The sequence below is a fragment of the Desulfobulbus rhabdoformis genome (genome assembly GCF_016919065.1).
Lineage (GTDB): Bacteria > Desulfobacterota > Desulfobulbia > Desulfobulbales > Desulfobulbaceae > Desulfobulbus > Desulfobulbus rhabdoformis.
Genome location: NZ_JAFFQA010000012.1, coordinates 1 through 19,978 on the forward strand (window position 1 = coordinate 1; position 19,978 = coordinate 19,978).

General features: G+C 51.7%; 17 protein-coding genes. 11 read left to right on the top strand and 6 right to left on the bottom strand.

Features of this window, described 5'->3' with window-relative positions; genetic code table 11:
• On the bottom strand, nt 1-196 hold a 196-nt coding region (locus JWJ90_RS08180), incomplete at its 3' end, for a transposase (protein ID WP_205226724.1).
• A gap of 302 nt (nt 197-498) precedes the next feature.
• On the opposite strand from JWJ90_RS08180, the gene JWJ90_RS08185 reads away from it, so the two are divergent.
• From JWJ90_RS08185 to JWJ90_RS08230, 10 genes are all read left to right on the top strand, one after another.
• Complete coding sequence (locus tag JWJ90_RS08185) at nt 499-2,100, top strand: sigma-70 family RNA polymerase sigma factor (RefSeq protein WP_205226725.1); 1,602 nt, start codon at nt 499-501, stop codon at nt 2,098-2,100.
• A 9-nt stretch (nt 2,101-2,109) separates the two neighbouring features.
• Nucleotides 2,110-3,240 (top strand): DNA-processing protein DprA, encoded by a 1,131-nt coding sequence (gene dprA, locus JWJ90_RS08190; protein ID WP_205226726.1) that lies wholly within the window; start codon nt 2,110-2,112, stop codon nt 3,238-3,240.
• Between the two features lie 205 nt (nt 3,241-3,445).
• A complete protein-coding gene (gene rpe, locus JWJ90_RS08195) occupies nt 3,446-4,108 on the top strand; it encodes a ribulose-phosphate 3-epimerase (RefSeq protein WP_205226727.1) in 663 nt (220 codons plus the stop codon).
• A 204-nt stretch (nt 4,109-4,312) separates the two neighbouring features.
• Entirely contained in the window at nt 4,313-5,923 is a 1,611-nt protein-coding gene (locus JWJ90_RS08200) for a glucose-6-phosphate isomerase (protein ID WP_205226728.1), read from the top strand.
• 209 nt (nt 5,924-6,132) lie between these two features.
• The gene (gene dsrA, locus JWJ90_RS08205; protein WP_205226729.1) at nt 6,133-7,419 is read left to right on the top strand and encodes a dissimilatory-type sulfite reductase subunit alpha; all 1,287 of its coding nucleotides are present in this window, start codon (nt 6,133-6,135) and stop codon (nt 7,417-7,419) included.
• Between the two features lie 53 nt (nt 7,420-7,472).
• Nucleotides 7,473-8,615 carry a dissimilatory-type sulfite reductase subunit beta gene (dsrB, locus tag JWJ90_RS08210; RefSeq protein ID WP_205226730.1) on the top strand — a complete coding sequence of 381 codons (1,143 nt, stop codon included), beginning with the start codon at nt 7,473-7,475 and terminating at the stop codon, nt 8,613-8,615.
• An 81-nt stretch (nt 8,616-8,696) separates the two neighbouring features.
• Nucleotides 8,697-8,924: a dissimilatory sulfite reductase D family protein gene (locus JWJ90_RS08215; RefSeq protein WP_205226731.1), complete on the top strand. Its 228-nt coding sequence runs from the start codon at nt 8,697-8,699 to the stop codon at nt 8,922-8,924.
• A 71-nt stretch (nt 8,925-8,995) separates the two neighbouring features.
• Nucleotides 8,996-9,733 carry a biotin--[acetyl-CoA-carboxylase] ligase gene (locus JWJ90_RS08220; RefSeq protein WP_205226732.1) on the top strand — a complete coding sequence of 246 codons (738 nt, stop codon included), beginning with the start codon at nt 8,996-8,998 and terminating at the stop codon, nt 9,731-9,733.
• Between the two features lie 57 nt (nt 9,734-9,790).
• Complete coding sequence (locus JWJ90_RS08225) at nt 9,791-10,795, top strand: YhdH/YhfP family quinone oxidoreductase (protein ID WP_205226733.1); 1,005 nt, start codon at nt 9,791-9,793, stop codon at nt 10,793-10,795.
• Nucleotides 10,796-10,797: 2 nt separating this feature from the next.
• Nucleotides 10,798-11,769, top strand: coding sequence for a KpsF/GutQ family sugar-phosphate isomerase (locus JWJ90_RS08230; RefSeq protein ID WP_205226734.1), 972 nt, complete (start codon nt 10,798-10,800; stop codon nt 11,767-11,769).
• A 76-nt stretch (nt 11,770-11,845) separates the two neighbouring features.
• Here the strand turns inward: JWJ90_RS08230 and JWJ90_RS08235 are convergent, their stop codons facing one another.
• Entirely contained in the window at nt 11,846-14,230 is a 2,385-nt protein-coding gene (locus JWJ90_RS08235; protein ID WP_205226735.1) for a hypothetical protein, read from the bottom strand.
• Between the two features lie 453 nt (nt 14,231-14,683).
• On the opposite strand from JWJ90_RS08235, the gene JWJ90_RS08240 reads away from it, so the two are divergent.
• Nucleotides 14,684-15,316, top strand: a complete 633-nt coding sequence (locus JWJ90_RS08240) for a DUF4388 domain-containing protein (RefSeq protein ID WP_205226736.1) — start codon at nt 14,684-14,686, stop codon at nt 15,314-15,316.
• Between the two features lie 14 nt (nt 15,317-15,330).
• Here JWJ90_RS08240 and JWJ90_RS08245 read toward each other — a convergent pair whose 3' ends face one another.
• Genes JWJ90_RS08245 through secD form a run of 4 tightly spaced genes read right to left on the bottom strand, consistent with a single transcriptional unit; the run spans nt 15,331 to nt 19,970 of the window.
• Complete coding sequence (locus JWJ90_RS08245) at nt 15,331-15,960, bottom strand: HAD family hydrolase (protein WP_205226737.1); 630 nt, start codon at nt 15,958-15,960, stop codon at nt 15,331-15,333.
• Between the two features lie 11 nt (nt 15,961-15,971).
• Complete coding sequence (locus tag JWJ90_RS08250; RefSeq protein WP_205226738.1) at nt 15,972-16,640, bottom strand: HD domain-containing protein; 669 nt, start codon at nt 16,638-16,640, stop codon at nt 15,972-15,974.
• 25 nt (nt 16,641-16,665) lie between these two features.
• Nucleotides 16,666-17,409, bottom strand: a complete 744-nt coding sequence (locus tag JWJ90_RS08255) for a YkgJ family cysteine cluster protein (protein ID WP_205226739.1) — start codon at nt 17,407-17,409, stop codon at nt 16,666-16,668.
• Entirely contained in the window at nt 17,406-19,970 is a 2,565-nt protein-coding gene (gene secD, locus JWJ90_RS08260) for a protein translocase subunit SecD (protein WP_205226740.1), read from the bottom strand. The genes JWJ90_RS08255 and secD overlap by 4 nt, the downstream gene beginning before the upstream one ends.
• Nucleotides 19,971-19,978 lie beyond the last annotated feature (8 nt).

Sequence of the window (19,978 nt, forward strand, 5' to 3'; positions counted from 1 at the left end):
ATGTGACGCTGGTTTGATGATGACAGTGGCTACACTGGTAGGAATTTCTTGATGTTATGAAACTGTATTCTCTACTCGAACATTCAGGGCAAACGAAGCCATCGGGCCACCTTGTTTTGATCAGGGCGTCGATACAGGCATCTTCGGATCCAAATTTGTTCTGCCATTCCAAAAGAGACATTTGCAGCATTTTCATGACAAGACCTCCAGTTTTTGATTAACCTTTTGATCTTGCAACTAATATAAGCATTTACTGAGAATTGTTCAGAGCCATATTAACTTATTGAAAAAAGATGGTAATCGGATAGATTCAAAAAATTGTATTTTTTATAAGGCGAAGCATTGCGTCAGAGCGCCGTTCCATGAGGATAGTCCAATGAGGGAGGCTTTATCCACAGAAAATAGCTCTAAAAATTTTCCTGGACAGGGCAAATGTTTTCTGGGTTTAATACAATGGAGCCGGTAAAAAAAATTTGACAGCATGTTGAGGGAGGGAAGATGGCTTCGGAGCAAAAGGCAAAAAATGGCAACATGGTACAAAACAAGAGCAAAAATCCTGCTCGGTCCAGTTGGCATCGTGACCCGGCTTTGAGCGAAGATGATTGGGCAGTTCGTAACGGGATTGAGCGTCGTTCCTCTTTAGATCGTCGTGCCGGTGAAGATCGGCGGACAGGTGATCGTCGAGGAATGGGCAGCAGCATTGATCCGATGAACATCTATCTTCGGGAGATGGGCAATCAGCGCCTGCTCAGCCATGAAGAAGAGATCGAACTCGCCCGCATGATCGAGGATGGGGAGACCCGGATTCAATCTGCTGTCTTACGGCTGACTCTGGGGATAACCGCCTTAAATGATCTGGCCGAGAGTCTGTTGCGCGGTAATTTGCGGATTAACTCGGTAATACGTGGTCTTTCGGATAACGATGACGGTGAGTTAAAAGCAGTCCGTGACGCCTTCCTCGATCAGGTTGAAATCGCCAATGAGCTTGACGGCAAACGCAGGGAACTCTTTGCCGAGCTCAAAAAGAATGCAGACAACCCCAAACGGCAGACGGCGCTGGTAGCGGAAATTTTGGATGTTGGCGACGCCATCTCCAGATTATTTCTTGAATATCGCATGTGCTCCAAAGGTATTCTCTCTGTTGCCGATGCGGTCAAAGAGCTGGCCCATAAATTCAATAAGGTGCGTGTCGTTGCCCGGCAACAGGAGTTGTTGGAGGCGGCCCGGCGTCATCGGGAGGATGGCTCCGATCCGGAAGTCAATCCTGCTGATGTTGAGCGAAGGGTCACGCTGGAGCTGGCCGAATCCATAGGCCTTTCCTGGCCTGCATTTGCCGAAGTACAAGAGGAAATCGAGATTGGTCGGGAGATGGCCAAGCAGGCGAAGGAAACGCTGGTAAGGGCGAATCTGCGCCTGGTTATCTCTGTTTCGAAGAAATTCATGAACCGCGGTATGCAGTTGCCCGACCTGATTCAGGAGGGCAATATCGGCCTGATGAAGGCCGTGGAAAAGTACGATTATAAGCGCGGCTATAAGTTCTCCACCTATGCCACCTGGTGGATTCGCCAGGCGGTAACCCGCGGCATTGCAGACCAGGGCAGGACTATTCGTCTGCCGGTGCATATGATTGAAACCATAAATCGGATGCTGCGCTTCTCTAAGGATTTTCAGCGGATCGAAAGTCGCGAGCCTACCCCAGAAGAGATGGCCAAACAGCTGGGGACCGACGTGGAAAAAGTGCAGATCGCGCTGAAAACCGCAAAGGATGCAATCTCTCTGGATGCACCGGTGAACGACGAAGAGGATACCCTCTTAAGCGACTTCATTGAAGATCATGCCCACCCCGATCCCCAGGAAAATTCAATCACCGAGAGTCTGAAGCGCTGTCTGTGCAAAGTGATGGGCTCCTTGACGCCCCGCGAAGAAAAAGTGCTGCGTATGCGTTACGGGATCGAGATTGGCTGTGATCATACGCTCGAAGAGGTGGGACAGTGCTTCTCCGTAACCCGTGAGCGTATCCGTCAGATTGAGGCGCAGGCGCTGAAGAAGTTGCGCCACCCCGCACGCAGTCAGGATTTGCAGGCCTTTATCCAGGAATAATACAAGCTCTTGCCCGTTCATCCGGAAGCGGTCCATTGGCTCACCCTCTCCCTTTTGCCAGGGCTGGGGTGTACCCTTGTCCACCGATTGGTTGAGCATTGGGGGAGTGGATCTGCTGTACTCCAACATCCGGGGCGTGACAGCGCATTTCACCGTGGCCTGGGCCCTAAAGTTCTAAGGCTCCTCTCTGATACTTCTGCGCTTGCCAAGGTGCGGCAGGAAGCAGAAGAGGAGCTGGAGCGGCTGGAGCGGCTCAAGGCTGTTCTGCTGTGTCCCCAGAGTCCGGAATTCCCGCCTTCTCTTCTTTCTATCCCTGATCCTCCAGCGGTTCTCTTTTGTCAGGGCGATCTTTCGCTTCTGAGGCAATCTGCGGTCGCTCTGATCGGCTCACGTGCGGCAACCGAATATGGTCGCCGGGTGGCTAAGCAATTGGGCCGAGATGTAAGCCAGCATGGGCTTGTGGTGGTCTCCGGCGCGGCCTATGGTGTTGATGCTGCTGCCCATGCCGGAGCTCTGGAAAGCGGAGGAAAAACAATTGCCGTACTTGGGTGTGGAATTGATGTCGCCTACCCCAAAACGCACGCACCGTTACTTGCTCAGATAGCTGAACAGGGTGTGCTCGTCTCAGAATATCCCCTTGGAACCAGGCCGGAACCCTTTCGTTTTCCCGCTCGAAATCGTCTCATTAGCGGACTTGCCGATGGTGTCGTGGTGGTGGAGGCCACAGAAAAATCAGGCTCACTGATCACCGCAGCTCTAGGATTGGATCAGGGCAAAGAGATCATGGCTGTCCCCGGGCGTATAGATTCCCCTAAAAGCGATGGCTCCCACCTGCTGATTCGCCAAGGGGCGCAGCTGGTCCGCAATGCCGGTGATATTTTTGAAGCACTTGCCTGGAAGACAGCCCCTGTTGCGTCTGTGGAGGTTGCTGCCGAAACAAATGCCGTGGAGCAACCCCTGAGTGAGGTCGAACGGAGGGTGCTTGAGGTGTTGGAAACCTACGGGCAGGATATCGATACCCTGGCGCGCCGTACAGAACGCTCGGTTGTCGAGCTTCAGGCGATACTCTTACAGCTTGAGCTTGCGGGCAGGGTGCGGCAGTTACCAGGACAGATCTATGAGCGGGTAGATACGGCCTAAACGGGCAATACCAGAGGATGAAAAAATCCGTCTGCCTTCTTCTTATGGATTTTGCGGCTTGCTGGATAATTTGCTATGGTGAGGCAGATACGAATCCGCAGTTTTGTTTTTCGCAGGGATCACTCCATATGTCGGTGAGCCCTGTTTCTATTTGTTGAGGGCCTCAAGTGCGCACACAGGCCGAGGCCTTGAAGAGGAGAACACAATGAGATCAGTCATGATTGCCCCTTCCATTCTTTCCGCGGATTTTTCTCGCCTCGGTGCAGAGATACAGGCTGTTGAAGCCGCAGGCGCCGAGGTCATTCACATTGATGTGATGGATGGCCATTTTGTCCCCAATATCACCATCGGCCCCCTGGTGGTGAAGGCGGCCAGGCAGGTGACCGATTTGCCTCTTGATGTGCACCTCATGATCACCTCGCCCGACCGTTACATTCAGGATTTTATTGATGCCGGAGCTGATTGGGTGACCGTGCATGTCGAGGCTTGTACGCACCTGCACCGTACGCTCTCCTATATTCGCGGGCAGGGGAAGAAGGCCGGTGCGGTATTGAATCCAGCGACCTCACTCTCCACCCTTGAATACGTGTTGGATGAGCTGGACCTGGTTATGCTGATGAGCGTAAATCCCGGCTTTGGCGGCCAGTCTTTTATTGAATCGTCCCTGGAAAAAATAACCAAGTTGCGGCAGATGCTCGATGCGGTGAATCCTGAGGCCGGAATCGAGGTCGATGGAGGCATCAGTCCAAAAACCATTGAGCGGGTTGCAAAGGCCGGTGCCAATATTTTTGTTGCCGGGTCTGCCGTCTACGGAGCGCCGGATTACCAGGCAGTGATTACGGAAATGAAACGACTGGCAGGCGCATAAGGGCATCTTGAATAATTGCTTTTTCTGCCAATCCCTGCGTCATACGTAAAATTTTATCCTCGGAGGTAAGCGAAGACTCCGATATCAACTATATGCCTGCGGTAAAATTTTACGCAATCCTCGAAGTCTGCGCTTATCTGGCCTTGATTGAAAAATCTAATTATTCAAGACACCCATAAATCCAACAACTTTCGGAGGGCTGTAATGCATCTACAGGATTTTACGACCTACAAGGCTGTCGCCCGGCTCAGTTCACTGGCTCAGCAACCCTACGACCTCACGGGGGGCAAAGGGCTGAGCGCTACGCGCATCGGCCGTTACACCTGCTCAAGTTGTGGTTTCGACCTGTTGTATGCGACCCAGCGAGTGGACGATGCGGTGCTGGCCGCTCTGCAGGATCTGGCCGACGAGGCGGGATTGATCGCTGCCTTTCAGGAAATGAAACAGGGGGCTGTCGTCAACCGTATCGATGGGTATGCAAGTGAAAACCGCCAGGTCCTGCATACCGCCTGTCGCGACGTCTTTTCAGATGCTCCGCTGGAGCCAGAGGCATCGGGGCGGGCAAAAGAAGAGCTGGAGAAGCTGCGTCTTTTTTTAGAAAAGCTGGAATCCGGTACGCTCACCAATGCCCAGGGGAAACCCTTCACCACCATGGTTCAGGTCGGGATCGGCGGCTCCGATCTGGGCCCACGGGCCATGTATCTTGCCTTGCAGGGAGCCTGTCCTTCGGTGCGGTCGGCCAGATTTATCGCCAATGTCGATCCTGATGATGCCGCTGAAGTTCTCTCCGGCATTGATCTCTCGCGAACCTTGTTCAATATCGTCTCCAAAAGTGGCACAACCCTGGAGACGCTGACAAACGAGCAGCTGGTCAAGAGGGCGCTGCTGCAGGCCGGGCTTGATCCGAGCAGGCATATGATAGCGGTGACCGGCGAGGGGAGTCCTATGGATGATCCCGATAAGTATCTGGCCTCCTTTTATATGTTTGATTATATCGGCGGACGCTATTCCGCAACCTCCATGGTCGGTCTGGTCACTCTGGGATTTGCCTTGGGCATCCAACCGGTCATGGAGTTCCTTGCCGGAGCTCATGCCATGGACCTGGCAGCCGAAGAGCCGGAGGTGACAAAAAACCTCCCCTTGCTTCTGGCTCTTCTGGGAATTTGGAACCATAATTTTCTTGGCTATCCCTCGGTGGCAGTTTTGCCGTATTCCCAGCCTCTCTCTCGTTTTCCAGCACATCTCCAGCAATGTGATATGGAGAGTAACGGCAAGTCGGTTACCCGGAATGGCAGCCGGGTGTGCTGGCAAACAGGGCCTATTGTCTGGGGAGAGCCGGGGACCAATGGACAGCATGCCTTTTATCAGCTTATTCACCAGGGAACCGAGATCGTCCCCGTCGAGTTTATCGGCTTTCGAAAATCGCAGTATCAGATTGATCTAGAAGTCAAAGGGACCACATCCCAGCAAAAGTTGATTGCCAATATGCTGGCACAATCCATGGCGCTGGCCCAGGGGCAGACCAGTGACAACCCGGCCCGGGTTTTTCAAGGTAACCGTCCCAACTCGGTCCTGCTTGCTGATCAGTTGACTCCCAAAGCCATGGGCGCCTTGCTGGCCCTCTATGAAAACAAGATCGCCTTTCAGGGATTTTGTTGGAACATCAACTCGTTCGATCAGGAGGGCGTGCAGCTCGGCAAGGTGCTGGCCACCAGGCTGCTGAGCCTGATGCAGGGATCGTCAGCTTCTGCGGGGGGGGCTCAGGAGGAAGAAAGTACGGAGCAGGCCCTTTTAAAACAGGCACAAGTGGGGTGATTTGGCCAGGGGCATTGGGGCGGTTTTGTTGGTGCAACAATGGCTTATGGTTTTTTGTTGACAAAGGCATTCCGTGCGTTTATTCTCGCTTCCTGAATGAGCATTCAGATAAGTATTGTGCGTTCTTGCCTGTATTAACGTGCAATTCTCGTTCGGGCAACTCTAATTGACAGGTAATTTAAACCAGATAATCTCTAGGAGGAACACTGATGGCAAAGCATGAAACGCCTCTCTTGGACGAATTGGAAAAAGGTCCATGGCCGAGTTTCGTCACCGACCTCAAGCAGCAGGCTGAGACCAAGCCTGAGTGCTGGGACATCCTTGGTCAGCTTGAGCTTTCATACGTAGATCGGATCACCCATTGGAAACACGGTGGTATCGTAGGTGTTTTCGGTTATGGTGGTGGTATTGTTGGTCGTTATTCCGACGTGCCTGACAAGTTCCCCGGCGTAGAGCACTTCCATACTGTTCGTATTGCTCAGCCTTCCGGTCTCTACTACTCCACCGAGAACCTCCGCGCTCTCATGGATCTGTGGGAGAAATACGGTTCCGGTGTTACCAACATGCACGGTTCTACCGGTGACATGATTTTCCTCGGCACCCGTACCGAGAACCTGGAGCCCCTGTTCTGGGATCTGACCCATGACCTGAATCAGGATCTTGGTGGTTCCGGCTCCAACCTGCGTACCCCTGCATGCTGTCTTGGTGAGTCCCGCTGTGAGTGGGCTTGTTACGATGCTCAGGAAATCTGTAACGCCCTGACCCAGCACTATCAGGATGAGATCCATCGTCCTGCTTTCCCCTACAAGTTTAAATTCAAATTCTCCGCTTGTCCGAACGACTGTGTTGCTGCTATCGCTCGTTCCGACTTTGCTGTTATCGGTACCTGGAAAGATGATATCCGCATCGATCAGGCCGCTGTAAAACAGTATATGGCAGGCGCTGAAGGCTATCCTGCAAACGGTGGTTCGCACAAAGGTGGTAACTGGGGTGCATTTGACATCCAGAAAGAGGTTGTCGACCTGTGCCCGACCAACTGTATGTGGATGGAAGGCGATGAGTTGAAAATCGACAACTCTGAGTGTACCCGTTGTATGCACTGCATCAACGTAATGCCGCGCGCTCTGCGCCCCGGTGTTGAGAAAGGTGCTTCCATCTGTATCGGTGCTAAAGCTCCGATCCTTGATGGTGCTCAGTTCGCTACATTGGTTATTCCGTTTATCGAGGTTTCCGCAGAAGACGAATTCGGCGAAGTCATCGACGTGATCGAGAAGGTTTGGGACTGGTGGATGGAAGTTGGTAAAAACCGCGAGCGCGTGGGTGAGACCATGCAGCGTATCGGTCTGCCGACCTTCCTCAGCGTTATGGAAGTTGAGCCCATTCCGCAGCACGTTAAAGAGCCGCGTTCTAACCCCTACGTCTTCTGGAAGGAAGAGGAAGTACCTGGTGGCTGGGAGCGTGATGTCGTCGAGTTTAGAAAGAAACACGCAGCCTGATAACTCTCTTCGATATTTACTCTAACGGAATTACTATATAAGGAGATTTTACAATGGGTTACGATCCGAATAATCCAATGGAAGGTCGGATTACCGACTTAGGACCGCGCTACTACGGAGACTTCCTGCCACCTTACATCAAGGAAAACAAAGGTAAATGGGTGTATCATGAGATCCTTGAGCCGGGTGTCCTGGTACACGTGGCTGAGAGTGGTGCAAAAGTGTATACCGTTCGTTGCGGTTCCGCTCGTCTGATCACCGTTAATCGTGTACGTTTATATTGCGATATCGCTGACAAATGCTGCGGTGGTTTCCTGCGTTTCACCACCCGTAACAACGTAGAGTTCATGTGCGACAGTGAGGAAGGTCTTGCTGCACTGAAAGCCGAGCTCGCCAACCACAAAGCAGAGCTGCCCATCGGTGGTACCGGTGCTTGTGTAACCAACATCGTTCATACCCAGGGTTGGGTTCATTGCCATACTCCGGCTACTGACGCTTCCGGTCCGGTTAAGGCCGTTATGGATGACCTGTTCGAGTACTTTGGTTCCATGACCCTGCCTGCACAGGTACGTATCGCTCTGGCTTGCTGCCTGAACATGTGTGGTGCTGTACATGCCTCCGATATCGCCATCCTCGGTATCCATCGTAAGCCGCCGATGATCGACAACGATCGTATCAGTGGCGTTTGCGAGATTCCGCTGGCAATCGCTTCCTGTCCGCTGGGTGCTGTTAAGCCGAACAAGGCTACCAACTCCGCTGGCGAAGAGGTTAAATCTGTAAAAGTTAACGCTGATCGTTGTATGTTCTGCGGTAACTGCTACACCATGTGCCCGGCTATGCCGCTGGCTGATCCTGAAGGTGACGGTATTGCCATCCTCGTTGGTGGTAAGGTTTCCAACCGGAAATCTGCACCGAAATTCTCTAAACTGATTGTTCCCTTCCTGCCGAACACCACCCCGCGTTGGCCTGAGACCGTCGCCTGTGTTCGTCAGATCCTTGAGGCGTATGCCAAGGATGCGAACAAATACGAGCGTCTTGGCGAGTGGGCTGAGCGTATTGGTTGGGAGAAATTCTTCGAGAAAACCGGTATTCCTTTTACCGAGAAATCCATCGACGACTATCGTCTGGCGTACGATACTTGGCGGACCACCACCCAGTTCAAATACACCAGTCATACTGCCGCCTACACCAAGTAATTTTTACCCATCTTCGATCGGCCCTGACACTCTCAGGGCCGATCGAGTTATGTGTTTCACACATATTCCAAGGAGCGCATTATGGCACTAAGCATTGAAGAATTAGAAGCAGCCATCATCGAGAAGGCTAAAAAGTCTCCGAAACCACAGCTGTACATCAAAGATTTCTATGCATGCGACCCGGATGCAAAGCCGCGTGAGATCAAAAAAGTTGCCAATGCATTGGTAACCAAAGGTGAGTTGATGTTCTGGTCCTCTGGATCTACCACCATGTACGCACGTCCTGATCGTATTCAGAACGACGATTGAGTTTTTCTTACATCGTACGTTGCTGAGGCAGAGGTTCCTGAAAGGGCCTCTGCTTTTTTATTTTAAGGACTATGAAGATACAGTTAGAACAGACCGATTCAACCAATCGTGTTGCCAAAGAGCGGGCTGCAGAAGGCGCAGAGGAGCAGACCGTCATCTGGGCGTTGCAACAGCAGTCAGGCCAGGGGCAGTATGGTCGCGTCTTTGCCTCGCCGTTGGGAGGGCTCTATTTTAGCCTTATTTTACGGCCACAGTTGCCTTTTGAGGCCTTGCCCCTGATTACACTGGCAACCGGTCTTGCCTGCCGTGATGTGCTCTCTGAAGTATGTTCCGTCCACGCCCAGATCAAGTGGCCTAATGATCTCTATGTCGACGGCAAAAAGGTGGGCGGCATTCTTTGCGAAAATTCAATAGATGCCCGGCAGGGTGAGTGTACGGCAACCGTCATTATCGGGGTCGGGCTTAACATCAACTCTCAGGTCACAGACTTTCCTCGGGAGCTGCACTCCATCGTGACCACGGTCCTTGATGCGACGGGGAGAAAGGTTGAGTTGGAAGCGCTCCTTGAGCAGCTGATCAAAAAAATCGGTACTTTTGTTGATGAGTTGGCGATAAATCGGGACTCTCTTCTCGACCGTTGGCAAAACTATGATTACTTACTCAACAGATCACTTCGCTACATTAACGGCGAACAAATAATCCTGGGTACCGGCCGGGGGCTTGCCCCTGATGGTCGCTATCGGATCGTTGATGCGAGTGGAGCACCCCATGCCATCATAGGGGGGCAGCTTCGGCCTGTCGACCAATGAGCGGAGCGTACAACCAAGGGATATCTTAATAACGCTGTGCAGACTAGGGGGGAGAAAATGACATCACCCACGTTTCCTGCTTTTGTTGTTTCCGAAGAGAAGGGTTCACAGAAAATTCAGCGAGAAATCCAGCAAAAAACATTCAATGACCTGCCACCTGGTGATGTCCTCATAGAGGTACAGTACTCCTCACTGAACTATAAGGATGCCCTGTCAGCCAACGGAAACCGTGGAGTCACAAAGCATTACCCGCATACTCCGGGGATTGACGCGGCAGGAGTCGTGGTTGAATCATCTGTACCTGCCTGGCAGCCAGGCGACGAGGTTATCTGCTCGGGGTATGATCTGGGCATGAATACCGATGGCGGGTTTGCCCGTTACATTCGGGTACCCCATTCCTGGGTCGTCCCTAAACCGGTCAATATGAGTCTGCTGGAGTCCATGCAGTTGGGTACCGCCGGATTTACCGCTGCCCTCTGTGTGCTTGCGCTGGAATCAAACGGTGTCAAACCGGAAAACGGGCCCATTCTTATCACCGGCGCCACGGGCGGAGTGGGAACTATCGCCCTGCAGATACTGGCTGGCCTTGGTTACAAGGTGGTTGCGGTTTCAGGAAAAAGCGAAGCTCGTGATTTCCTGCAGAGCTTTGGGGCTGATGAGGTTATCGATCGGGTAAGTTTTTTGGCGAATAAAGAGAAGGGGTTGCTACCTGCCACCTGGGCCGGTGTTGTCGACACAGTTGGCGGGGATATACTTGCAACAGCCATCAAGGGGACAGGTTTTGATGGTGTTGTCACCAGCTGTGGCAATGCGGCCTCTGGTGATTTGCCTTTGAATGTGTATCCCTTCATTTTACGCGGGGTCCATTTGGTTGGCATCTATGCTGCCAACTGTCCCATGGAAAAACGATTACTGGTTTGGTCAAAACTGAGCAAAGAATGGAAGCTTGAGCGTCTTGACGCACTATGTCGCCGTATACGACTGCGTGATCTGGACGGGGAAATTACCCAAATGTTGGCCGGAAAAAGTAAAGGCCGTTGTGTTGTTCAATTAGGAGATTGATTGTGAGCTGTACATTAGCCAAGGAAGTGCTAACAATTGAGGCGGAAGGCATTCAGGCCATCCGTGATAATATCGGACCCGAGTTTGAGCGTGCCGTTGACCTGATCATGGACTGTCCCAGTCGCCTGGTGGTCACGGGGATTGGTAAATCCGGTCTTGTTGGTCAGAAGATTTCTGCAACTTTAAACTCTACAGGGACTCCCTCACTTTTTCTTCATCCTGTTGAAGCCATGCATGGGGATCTGGGCATGGTTGCATCCACCGATGTGGTGTTGGCCATTTCCTACTCCGGGGAGACCACCGAACTCAATGGTCTACTCTCGTCCATTAAGGAGCGAAATATCCCTATTATCGCTATCTGTGGTCGAAATGACTCAACCTTGGCTCATCATGCACGTGAAACCTTAAATGTCGCCATCCCCAGAGAGGCCTGTCCTCTGGGGCTCGCACCTACCACCTCGACCACGGCGACCCTGGCCATGGGGGATGCCTTGGCGGTGGCCCTTTTGAACCGGAAACAGTTTAAGGCCGAGGATTTTCGGAAAAATCATCCCGGTGGCAGTTTGGGCGCACGCCTGAAAGTGGCCATTGGCGAGGTCATGCTCACGGGAGATAAGGTGCCCCGAGTCGCCACCACCGCAACGGTGGCTGAAGCGATTGAGGAGCTGAATGCTCAGAATCTGGGCGCTGTTTTTGTCACTGATGAGAAAGACACCCTCATGGGGATTGTCACCGATGGTGACCTCCGGCGTATGCTTTCTTCGGGGAAGAGCCATGCGGAGATTTCGCTTGCCGAGGCAATGACCAGAAGTCCCCTGGCCATCTCTAGCGATCTGATGGCAGCAGATGCCCTGTCCATCATGCAGCAACACGAGATTACGGTCCTGGCTGTGGTCAGCGATAAGGGCAGCCTCTTGGGGATCCTCCACCTGCATGATCTGTTGGGTAAGGGAGAGTTTCGCTTTTTAATCTGATGCACAACCCCGTGTGCCCTACAGTTATCCCCTGTTGAGCGAACAGGGGATAACGAAGCGTTTTGGCACCTGGCGACTACTCCCGCGGGACCGACCATTTGCCGGTCGCCGGGTTATAGAGGTAGGCCAGCTCGAGTTTGGAGGCTGCTCCTTGGGACTTCTCGATACAGGTCAGCGTGAAGAGGCTCTTGCTGCCGATTTTTTTGGTGAAGACTGCCTTGGGCTGAGACAGTTTTGATCCACGAAATGTCGGGTAATTATTGCGAAAAATAGATTCAAAATTTGTTTCCAGCCAGCTTATTTTTTCAATCCGATCTAAAATACCCTGATGCTCGGCGATTTTTTTGCCAACTTTGTCCCTTACCTCAAGAACAGAGGTGTCCTTGGAAAAGGTACTGTTGTCGATGAGGCGCAGAATTTTGCGGCTTTCAGCAATGACACCTGAGCTGTCCTCATTTCCTTCCTTCATCAGCACTTTATCCTGCATTCGCGCTATGCGGACCATGAGAAGAGTACGTGCAATTTTTTTGACCGAATCGCCAACCAGCTCGTCGGTGGTATCCGGTTCGTTATTCAGGAGTTCTAAGGCATTTTGGTACTGGTTTATAGCCTTATCCCAATTCTTCCCTTCATAGGCCTCTCGGGCCTTGGTCAGCATGAGGTACAGGCGTGCGTTGACTAGAAGTTTATGCAGATCCTGTCGTTCTTTCTTTGAGACAACGCTGGGGTTGGCATCAATGGTTGCCTGCGCCTTCTCCAGGTAGTTGATGGTTTCTTCCCACTGTGACTGGGTAAAGGCTTTTTTAGACTGATCCAGGTCGTGGCGAAAGGTGGCTGCGGTTAACCGGTGGGTTATATCGCCGATGGTACCCAGTGAATGAATATTGGAGGAGAGCGTGAGTGCTTTTCTATAGGCCTCTGCAGCCTCTTCCCAGTTGTTGTTTTGTTCGGCGCGTTCGGCAAGGCTGAGCGTTTGTTGCAGCTCCAGTGACTGAATGATTTCCAGTATGGGCTCCTGCTGCATACCTAGGTTATGTTCCTGAGCAAACTGCAGGGCCTGACGGTACAGGGTTAATGCATCGGCTACCTTATTTTGATTACTCAGAGCCTCTCCCTGGCTGGTGAGGACGTTGAGTTGCTTCAAGGCTGAGGCGGTATCAGCCGGCATGTATTCGCCTTGGTAAAGAATCCGGCCCTTGAGCCCTTCCTGGAGTTCAGGAGATGCTATGAGTTTGACGATGCCCTCTTCATAGGTGCCTTTACGGAAACGAAGAATAGTGAGATTTGAGAGCGATTGTTTGGCGGACTCAAGGGCATCAAGGGCTGCATCAAATTGATTTTTATCGAGCAGTAGCTGCCCTTTGAGTAAGTTGGCCTGGGATTGACTCAGCGTATTCTGATCTTTGAAGTATAAAGAGATAGTTCCTACACAGAGTCCGAGAAAGAGCATAGCAAAGAGAATGGGCTTAAGCGGAATGGAACTGCCTAAGCGAGGGCGGCTGGGGGATGATTTTCGAGAGGTTGCGCCACTGGGAGGTGGCGGAGGGGGGCTCTGGGAAGATTGTACAATCACTTCCTCTTCCTCTTTTTGCGGTCCTGCTTTCAAAAAACTTTGGTACGATTGCTCAATGCGTTCACGCAGGGTGTCTATGCCTGGGGCATCTACAGCTATGGCCAGAAGATTTTCGGTTACCTCAATGGCCTCATCGAATTTCCCCATATCCTCAAGCTGTTCGGCCAGTTTGAAGAGTTGGTCAGTCTTGCGGAGTATTTTACCGATGGTTTGCTGGATTTCCTCCCGGTCAGGGAAGTCGGCGCTTTCCGGGAGGTCCGAGAGCAATTTGTTGGCCGCAAAAATTTTATTTTCAGCGACTAAGTCACGTATATAGTCTATTTCAGAAGGATCAACAGTTTTTTCCGGCGAAAGGAAGTCGTCTTCTTCCAGTCCAAGGGAAGCAAATGTATCGTCGATCAGATCATCAAGATGCTCATCAGTTTCCTGTATGTCGGCAAGGCTGAGGGTATCCAGGGGCAGCTGTTCTCTGTGATCTTTGTACCAATCTGCAGCCTCCTGATGAAAAGGATCCTCCAGATTAAAAATATTGCCGCTGATCATCTCACCGATATGGAGGACGAGTTCCGGCAAAGAGGGGTTTGCCTGCCATTGCTCAGCAATACGAATGGCCGCAGGGTCAAAGTCTGGATGAAAAATAGGGCTGAGAGGCTTGGCAATAGGGGCAAAGTGGGGATAGCCAAAGGGGAGGCTGATACGCACTTGGTGATTCGAGCAGATGGTTACATTATTGTCTTCATCCCGGCAGTAACCACGAAGCTTATATTCGATATCGTAATTGTCAGGGGGCTGCCCTTCGGCTTTGAGGATGACGATATTTGGATATAGCTCTAAAAAGTCTTTAAGTTGAGCGTAATCATCAGCAAGTTGCTGGGAACCCATGGCCATATAAATAACCTACTGTGTGCTGTTAGGGCTGCGCCTATAAATGGATCAAAGGGGGAAAAAGCCGCTTAACATGAGTGTCTACTTCGTAAAAAGCCTCGAGATCGATGGGTAAAGTATTGTAACCTATTGATTTTACTTTGTGTGGACTGTTGAATTCCTGACTTTTTGCGAAGTCATCATGATTTTGCTTACTGTATAATATTTGCTGCAAGGAAACAAGACGGCTTTGGAAAGGGCTGTAAAAAGTTGTTTTCCTCAATCACGGAAAAGAGCGTCTCGTGCGAAGATTGCCAGAAGAATACGTTGCCAGCTTTCTGGCTGATCGATTTAATGATTCGTAACTTATAGATTTTTAACTTTTTACGATGCTGGAAAGAATCAATTGAGGCCTATTCAATTCGCATGTACACTGGAAACAAAGCCAACATTTCCCCTTCTGCTTGATCAGAGGTCATGAAATCCTTTAAAGCTGTTTTTGAAATTATCAATGCGCGCAATTGCCCGCTGTATAACCAGGATGAGTGCTTTGCCCTCACTGAAAGGGCGGTGGAACTCCCCCTTGCCCGACCTTCTTGCCTGATTCTTGTCCGTGAACTCACCAGTTTACTTTTTTCACTCATGCCTCATGCCGAGAGTGATTTTGCCGAGCAGCGCGAAACGGTCTTTACCTGTGGAGGATGCACAGGGTTGATTAAATTTAAACTCACCAGCAAACCACTGCCCGAAAATAAAGAGATTCTTGCTTCTGCAAAAGAAAATAAAGATGCGGTTGTTTCCGGGCGGATCGAAGCCATTGTCCCGGCGGAGCTGTTGCAGGTTTTTCACATGCATCAGAAGACAGGTCGGCTGATTATGGAGTTTGAAGAGAGCAGGAGTGCGCGGGTAACCTTTCGAGAAGGGGGCTTACTTGCCGCGCGCTATGATGATCTTGACAACCAGGAGGCTATTTATGCCATGCTTCCTGAAAAAAGTGGATCGTTTTATTTTCTCCCTGGGCTGCCTGAAGCCCTGATGCAGGCCCGTGAGATTGGCGATTTTATGATGATTCTTATGGAAGGGTTGCGTCGGCTTGATGAAGAGGCGTAAAGCCAACCGTATTATTACAAGCGATATTGCTGAAAAGGTTCCAGCTCAAGTATCTCCATAAATGAGTCCACCCAAAAGCGGGCCTGAAGTGCCGGGTTACGAAAGGCGATCAGATCGACCCCCACACTTGCACAGTGTTCCTGATCAATTACCGAATCCCCAATATAGAGAGTCTCTTCTGCCAGGACCGAAAAACGGTCCAGAATCATCTGCAAACCATCCGGTGCCGGCTTGGGGCGCGGCGCATTGGATGCGGTGACCACCATGTCAAACCAGGGACGGATGCCAAAGGTATCAAGGATGGTATCCATGGTGTCCATCCGGTTGGTGGAAATGGCGATATGCACCTTGGGTTTGATCGTTTTCAAAAAATCAATCAGGTCCGGCTCCATTTCCATGTATTGCAGGTACGGAGTGTAATCAAGGCTCTCCCGAAAGCGGTTGACTTCATCAATGGGCGTGTCGTGGTGACGAAAAAGATGGCTGATGGAGTCTTTGACGTTGTGGATATGAGCGTACTCGAGCTCATCGGCATCCATGGGCGGATAACCAAAGTGGGCAAGAATATGATTGTAAAAAGCCCGATTGGACTCTTTCGAACTGAACATGACGCCATCGCAGTCAAAAACAACGAGTTTAAGCATGGGAGAAAGTCTCAGGAGAGTTGTTTGGGGATTGAGAGAGTGCTTTCACGGGTGAGCTGGTCAAAGAAGGTGAGCATGAAGGCGTGGCGTTCTTCAGCCAGCAGACGGCCAACCGGGGTCAGCATCTGCTCCCGGACCTTGCTCATTTTTACCTGAAACTCACGGTAAGCTGTATCTTCAAGGGAGTAGGGCAGGGTAGCACTGCAGTCTACCTCAGGGTTATGCAGCCGTGCCCCGATCTGACCGGCAAAGAGAAAGGCGCGGCCTATCCCTACCGCTCCGATGGAGTCGAGTTTGTCCGCATCAAAGAGAATCTTCGCCTCAAGGCTTTGAGGGGCCAGCCCCCGTCGATAGCGGTGGCTTGCTATGCAGTGACAGACCGCCTTGATGTCATCTTCGCCAAAACCTAATTCTCGTAGGATCGGTTGTGCTAATTCGGCTCCGCGCTGGGCATGGCAGATCTTTCCCTTACTTGCGCTCTCTTCCTTGCGACCGATATCATGAAGCAGCGCGGCTGGAAGAAGAATATCCAGCCGTGCCTGCATCTGTTTTCCGATTGTCAAGGCTGTTGCCAGAACACGTTCTGAATGATCAGGACCATGAGAGCCTCCTTCGGTAATGGCCAGGGCATGGCTCAACCTTCGAATTCGCTCTATACGTGTTGCGTTTAACAAGGACAAGCAGAGAACTCCCCGTAAGACCCGCTTATTCGCCGTAGAATTCCTGCATCAGCCAACGAATCCCCAGGAGAAGCAACTCTTCATCGTCACCAGTGAGGGCAGCGAGCTGTTGGGGATTGAGGGGCTTATTGAGGCTGATAATCCCTTCGGCCATATCGGTGCGGAATTGATCCAGATCATAGAGCGCCAGGGTGTACTGGTCGAGTTGTTTGCGTGATGGCCGAAAGGAGCCATTCTGAATTGTTGGATGCTGTATGAGTGGCAGCAGCGCGTCGTTGAAGCGGTTGTAGGTTTCAAGTCCCTGGCCTTTGAGGTAGTCGCTGACACTTTGCACCTGGTCTTCAGCAAAGCCTTTGCAGTGCGGCTCCTGTATCAGGACCAGCGATTCGATGGTCTCCCCGTTTGACTGGCGACCAGCACCCCTTCCAACCGGATAGGCGCGGCAGCTGCCAGGACGGTGCTCATAGACGGTGCAGCCGTTGTTCTTTACAAACACACAGGAGGCACGGCCATCATCGACCATGGTCAGGTAATAGGTGGGAAAAAGCTGACCTTCTTCCCATTCGATGATGACGTACTGGTCAAGAAACTGTGCTGACTTGATTCCCAGATGGTTTTTTAAGCGCAGGGCATCGTAGGGGGTCAGGGCTAAATCCAGCTCGCGACAACACTCGGTAAAACAGCTCACCCCGGGATGACAGGCAAAGCTCATCTTTTGCTCGCCGGAGATGGGCTGAAAATTTTCAGGTAACTGCGGTGTAGAACTCATGTATGGGATCTCCCAACGGATAAGAGGGGGCTGGCTACAAAGATAGAAGAGTAGGTACCAACAAGAAGGCCAATCAAGAGGGCAAACGAGAAGTCATGGATACTGGCCCCACCAAAGAGGTAGAGACAGGTAACCGTGATCAGGACCGTGAGCACCGTAATAATGGAGCGTGCCAGCACCTGGTTGGTGGAAAGGTTGATAAGCTCATGCAGCTCCATGTCTTCAAATTTTCCCATATTCTCACGAATACGATCAAAGATAACAACCGTGTCGTTGAGTGAATAGCCCGCCAGGGTCAAAAGGGCGGTGACAATAAGCAGGGTCAGCTCCAAATCCATCAGCCAACAGATACCCAGAACGATCAAGACATCATGAAAGGTGGCTGCCGTAGCTGCAAGACCAAACTGAAAATCAAAACGGAGCCAGAGATACAAAATAACACCGAGCATGGAGAGGCCAATGGAGATGATGGCCTTGCTCCGCAGGTTTGCTGATACCGAGGCGCCGATCTCTGATTTACTCTCAAGTGAAAAGCCGACATTGGAAACCTTGGTCTGCAGGGTATCGGTGATTCGGTCACTGAGGTCACCGATTTTCGCAACAGATTTTTTAATTTTGACAATCAGACGATTTTCGCTGGTCACCTGCTGCAGGTCAATCCCTTCATAGCCCGCCTCGCTCAGAGCGGTACGCACATCGTGCAGGGCAAAATTCTGCTCGGTTTTATATTGCAGCATGGTGCCGCCGGAAAAGTCGATGCCCATGTTGGCATGACCGCGGAAGATCTGGACAAAGGCGACAAGCCCAAGAAGCACCAGAACGCCTGAGACGGTAAAGGCGATTTTTCGCAGCCCCATGAAGTCGATATTGGTTTTTGGCAGGAGCTGGAGGAAATGGAGTTTCTTGATCTTCTTGAGGCTGAAGAGTGAATCGTAGATCAGGCGGCAGACAAAGAAGACCGCGAAGAGGTTGAAGATAATACCCAGAGTCAGGGTAATGGCGAAGCCCTTGATTGGTCCGGTACCAAAGAGAAAGAGGACCAGAGCGGTGATCAGGGTCGTTACCTGGGCATCAACGACCGACCAGAATGCTTTGGTGAAGCCACCGTCAACTCCTGCACGCGCAGATTTACCCAATGTCAGTTCATCACGCATACGTTCATAAATAAGGACGTTGGCATCCACCGCCATACCAATGGAAAGGATGATACCGGCAATACCGGGCAGGGTCAGCGTAGAGCCGAGCATGGCCAGGCCGACAAAGAGAAGCAGAATGTTGAGCGTCAGGCCCACATTGGCTATCACTCCGGAGAGTCGGTAGTAAAACATCATAAAGACGATAACCAGGCAGGCTCCAAGGAGGCCTGAGAACATGCCCTTATTGATCGAATCCTGGCCGAGGCTGGCCCCAACGGTCAGGTTTTGGATGATATCAACCGGTGCGGGCAGGGCGCCGACACGCAGGACAATGGCAAGATCAGTTGCCTCGTTATGGGTAAAATTACCCGAGATCTGGGCACTGCCGCCTAGAATTTTTTCGCGGATGACCGGAGCGGAACGCACGATGTTGTCAAGCACGATGGCCAGGCGACGATGGACGTTTTTTTCGGTGATCGTGGCAAAGGCCTGGCCTCCACGAGAGGTAAGGTCCAAGCTGACATAGGGCTCATTGAAGGTGCCGCCGATACGAACCTGCGCATTTTTCACCATCTCGCCGGTCATGAGAATCGGGCTCTCCAGCAGGATCGGCACCTTGGTCTCACGTTTGGTCTGCTCGTTGATGACCCGCTCAAAGTAGATTTCCGTCCCCTGAGGCAGGCGATTTTGCAGGGCAAGGTTGAGTTGTTTGCGGCTCTCTCCGTCCTGCCACTGGCCTGCATCTTTAGCTTCGGCAATAAGTTGTCCCAGGTTAATGCTCGAGGTATCGGCAACCAGTTTAAACTCAAGCTGCGCTGTCTGACCAATGAGGCTCATGGCACGCTTGGGATCTTTCACCCCTGGGAGCTGGACAACGATCTGGTTATCCCCCTGACGGACGACGACTGGCTCTGAAACACCAAACTGATCTATACGGTTGCGGATGATCTCCAGCGACTGGTTGACCGCATTCTTGCGAATGAAATCAATTTCGTCCTGCTTGAGTTTCAGGGTGACACGGGGAAAACTGCCTTCCTCGGCCTGAACCTGGGCATCGAGATTAGGAAATTTGTCTGCCAGGATGTCCTCGACCGCAGTGACCGCACCTGTATTGGGCAGGGTGAAGAGTACAGACTTGGCATCTGCCGAATCCATGCGTACCGCATTGATATTTTTATCGGCAAGGGCGGCCTTAAAGTCGGAGGCGGCAAGGTCGAGCGAGTTCTCCGCAGCCTTTTCCAGATCGACCTGTAACACGATGTGCATGCCACCCTGCAGATCCAGACCAAGTTTCAGTCCGGCCGGGGCCATGTATTTTTTCCACCAACTGGGCAGATCATTGGTGACCGATGGCAGCAATGCCAAGGCCGAAAAGAAGAGGAGGGAGATGACTAGCCCGATTTTTAGCTTCAAGCTGGAGTTCATGACTGCTG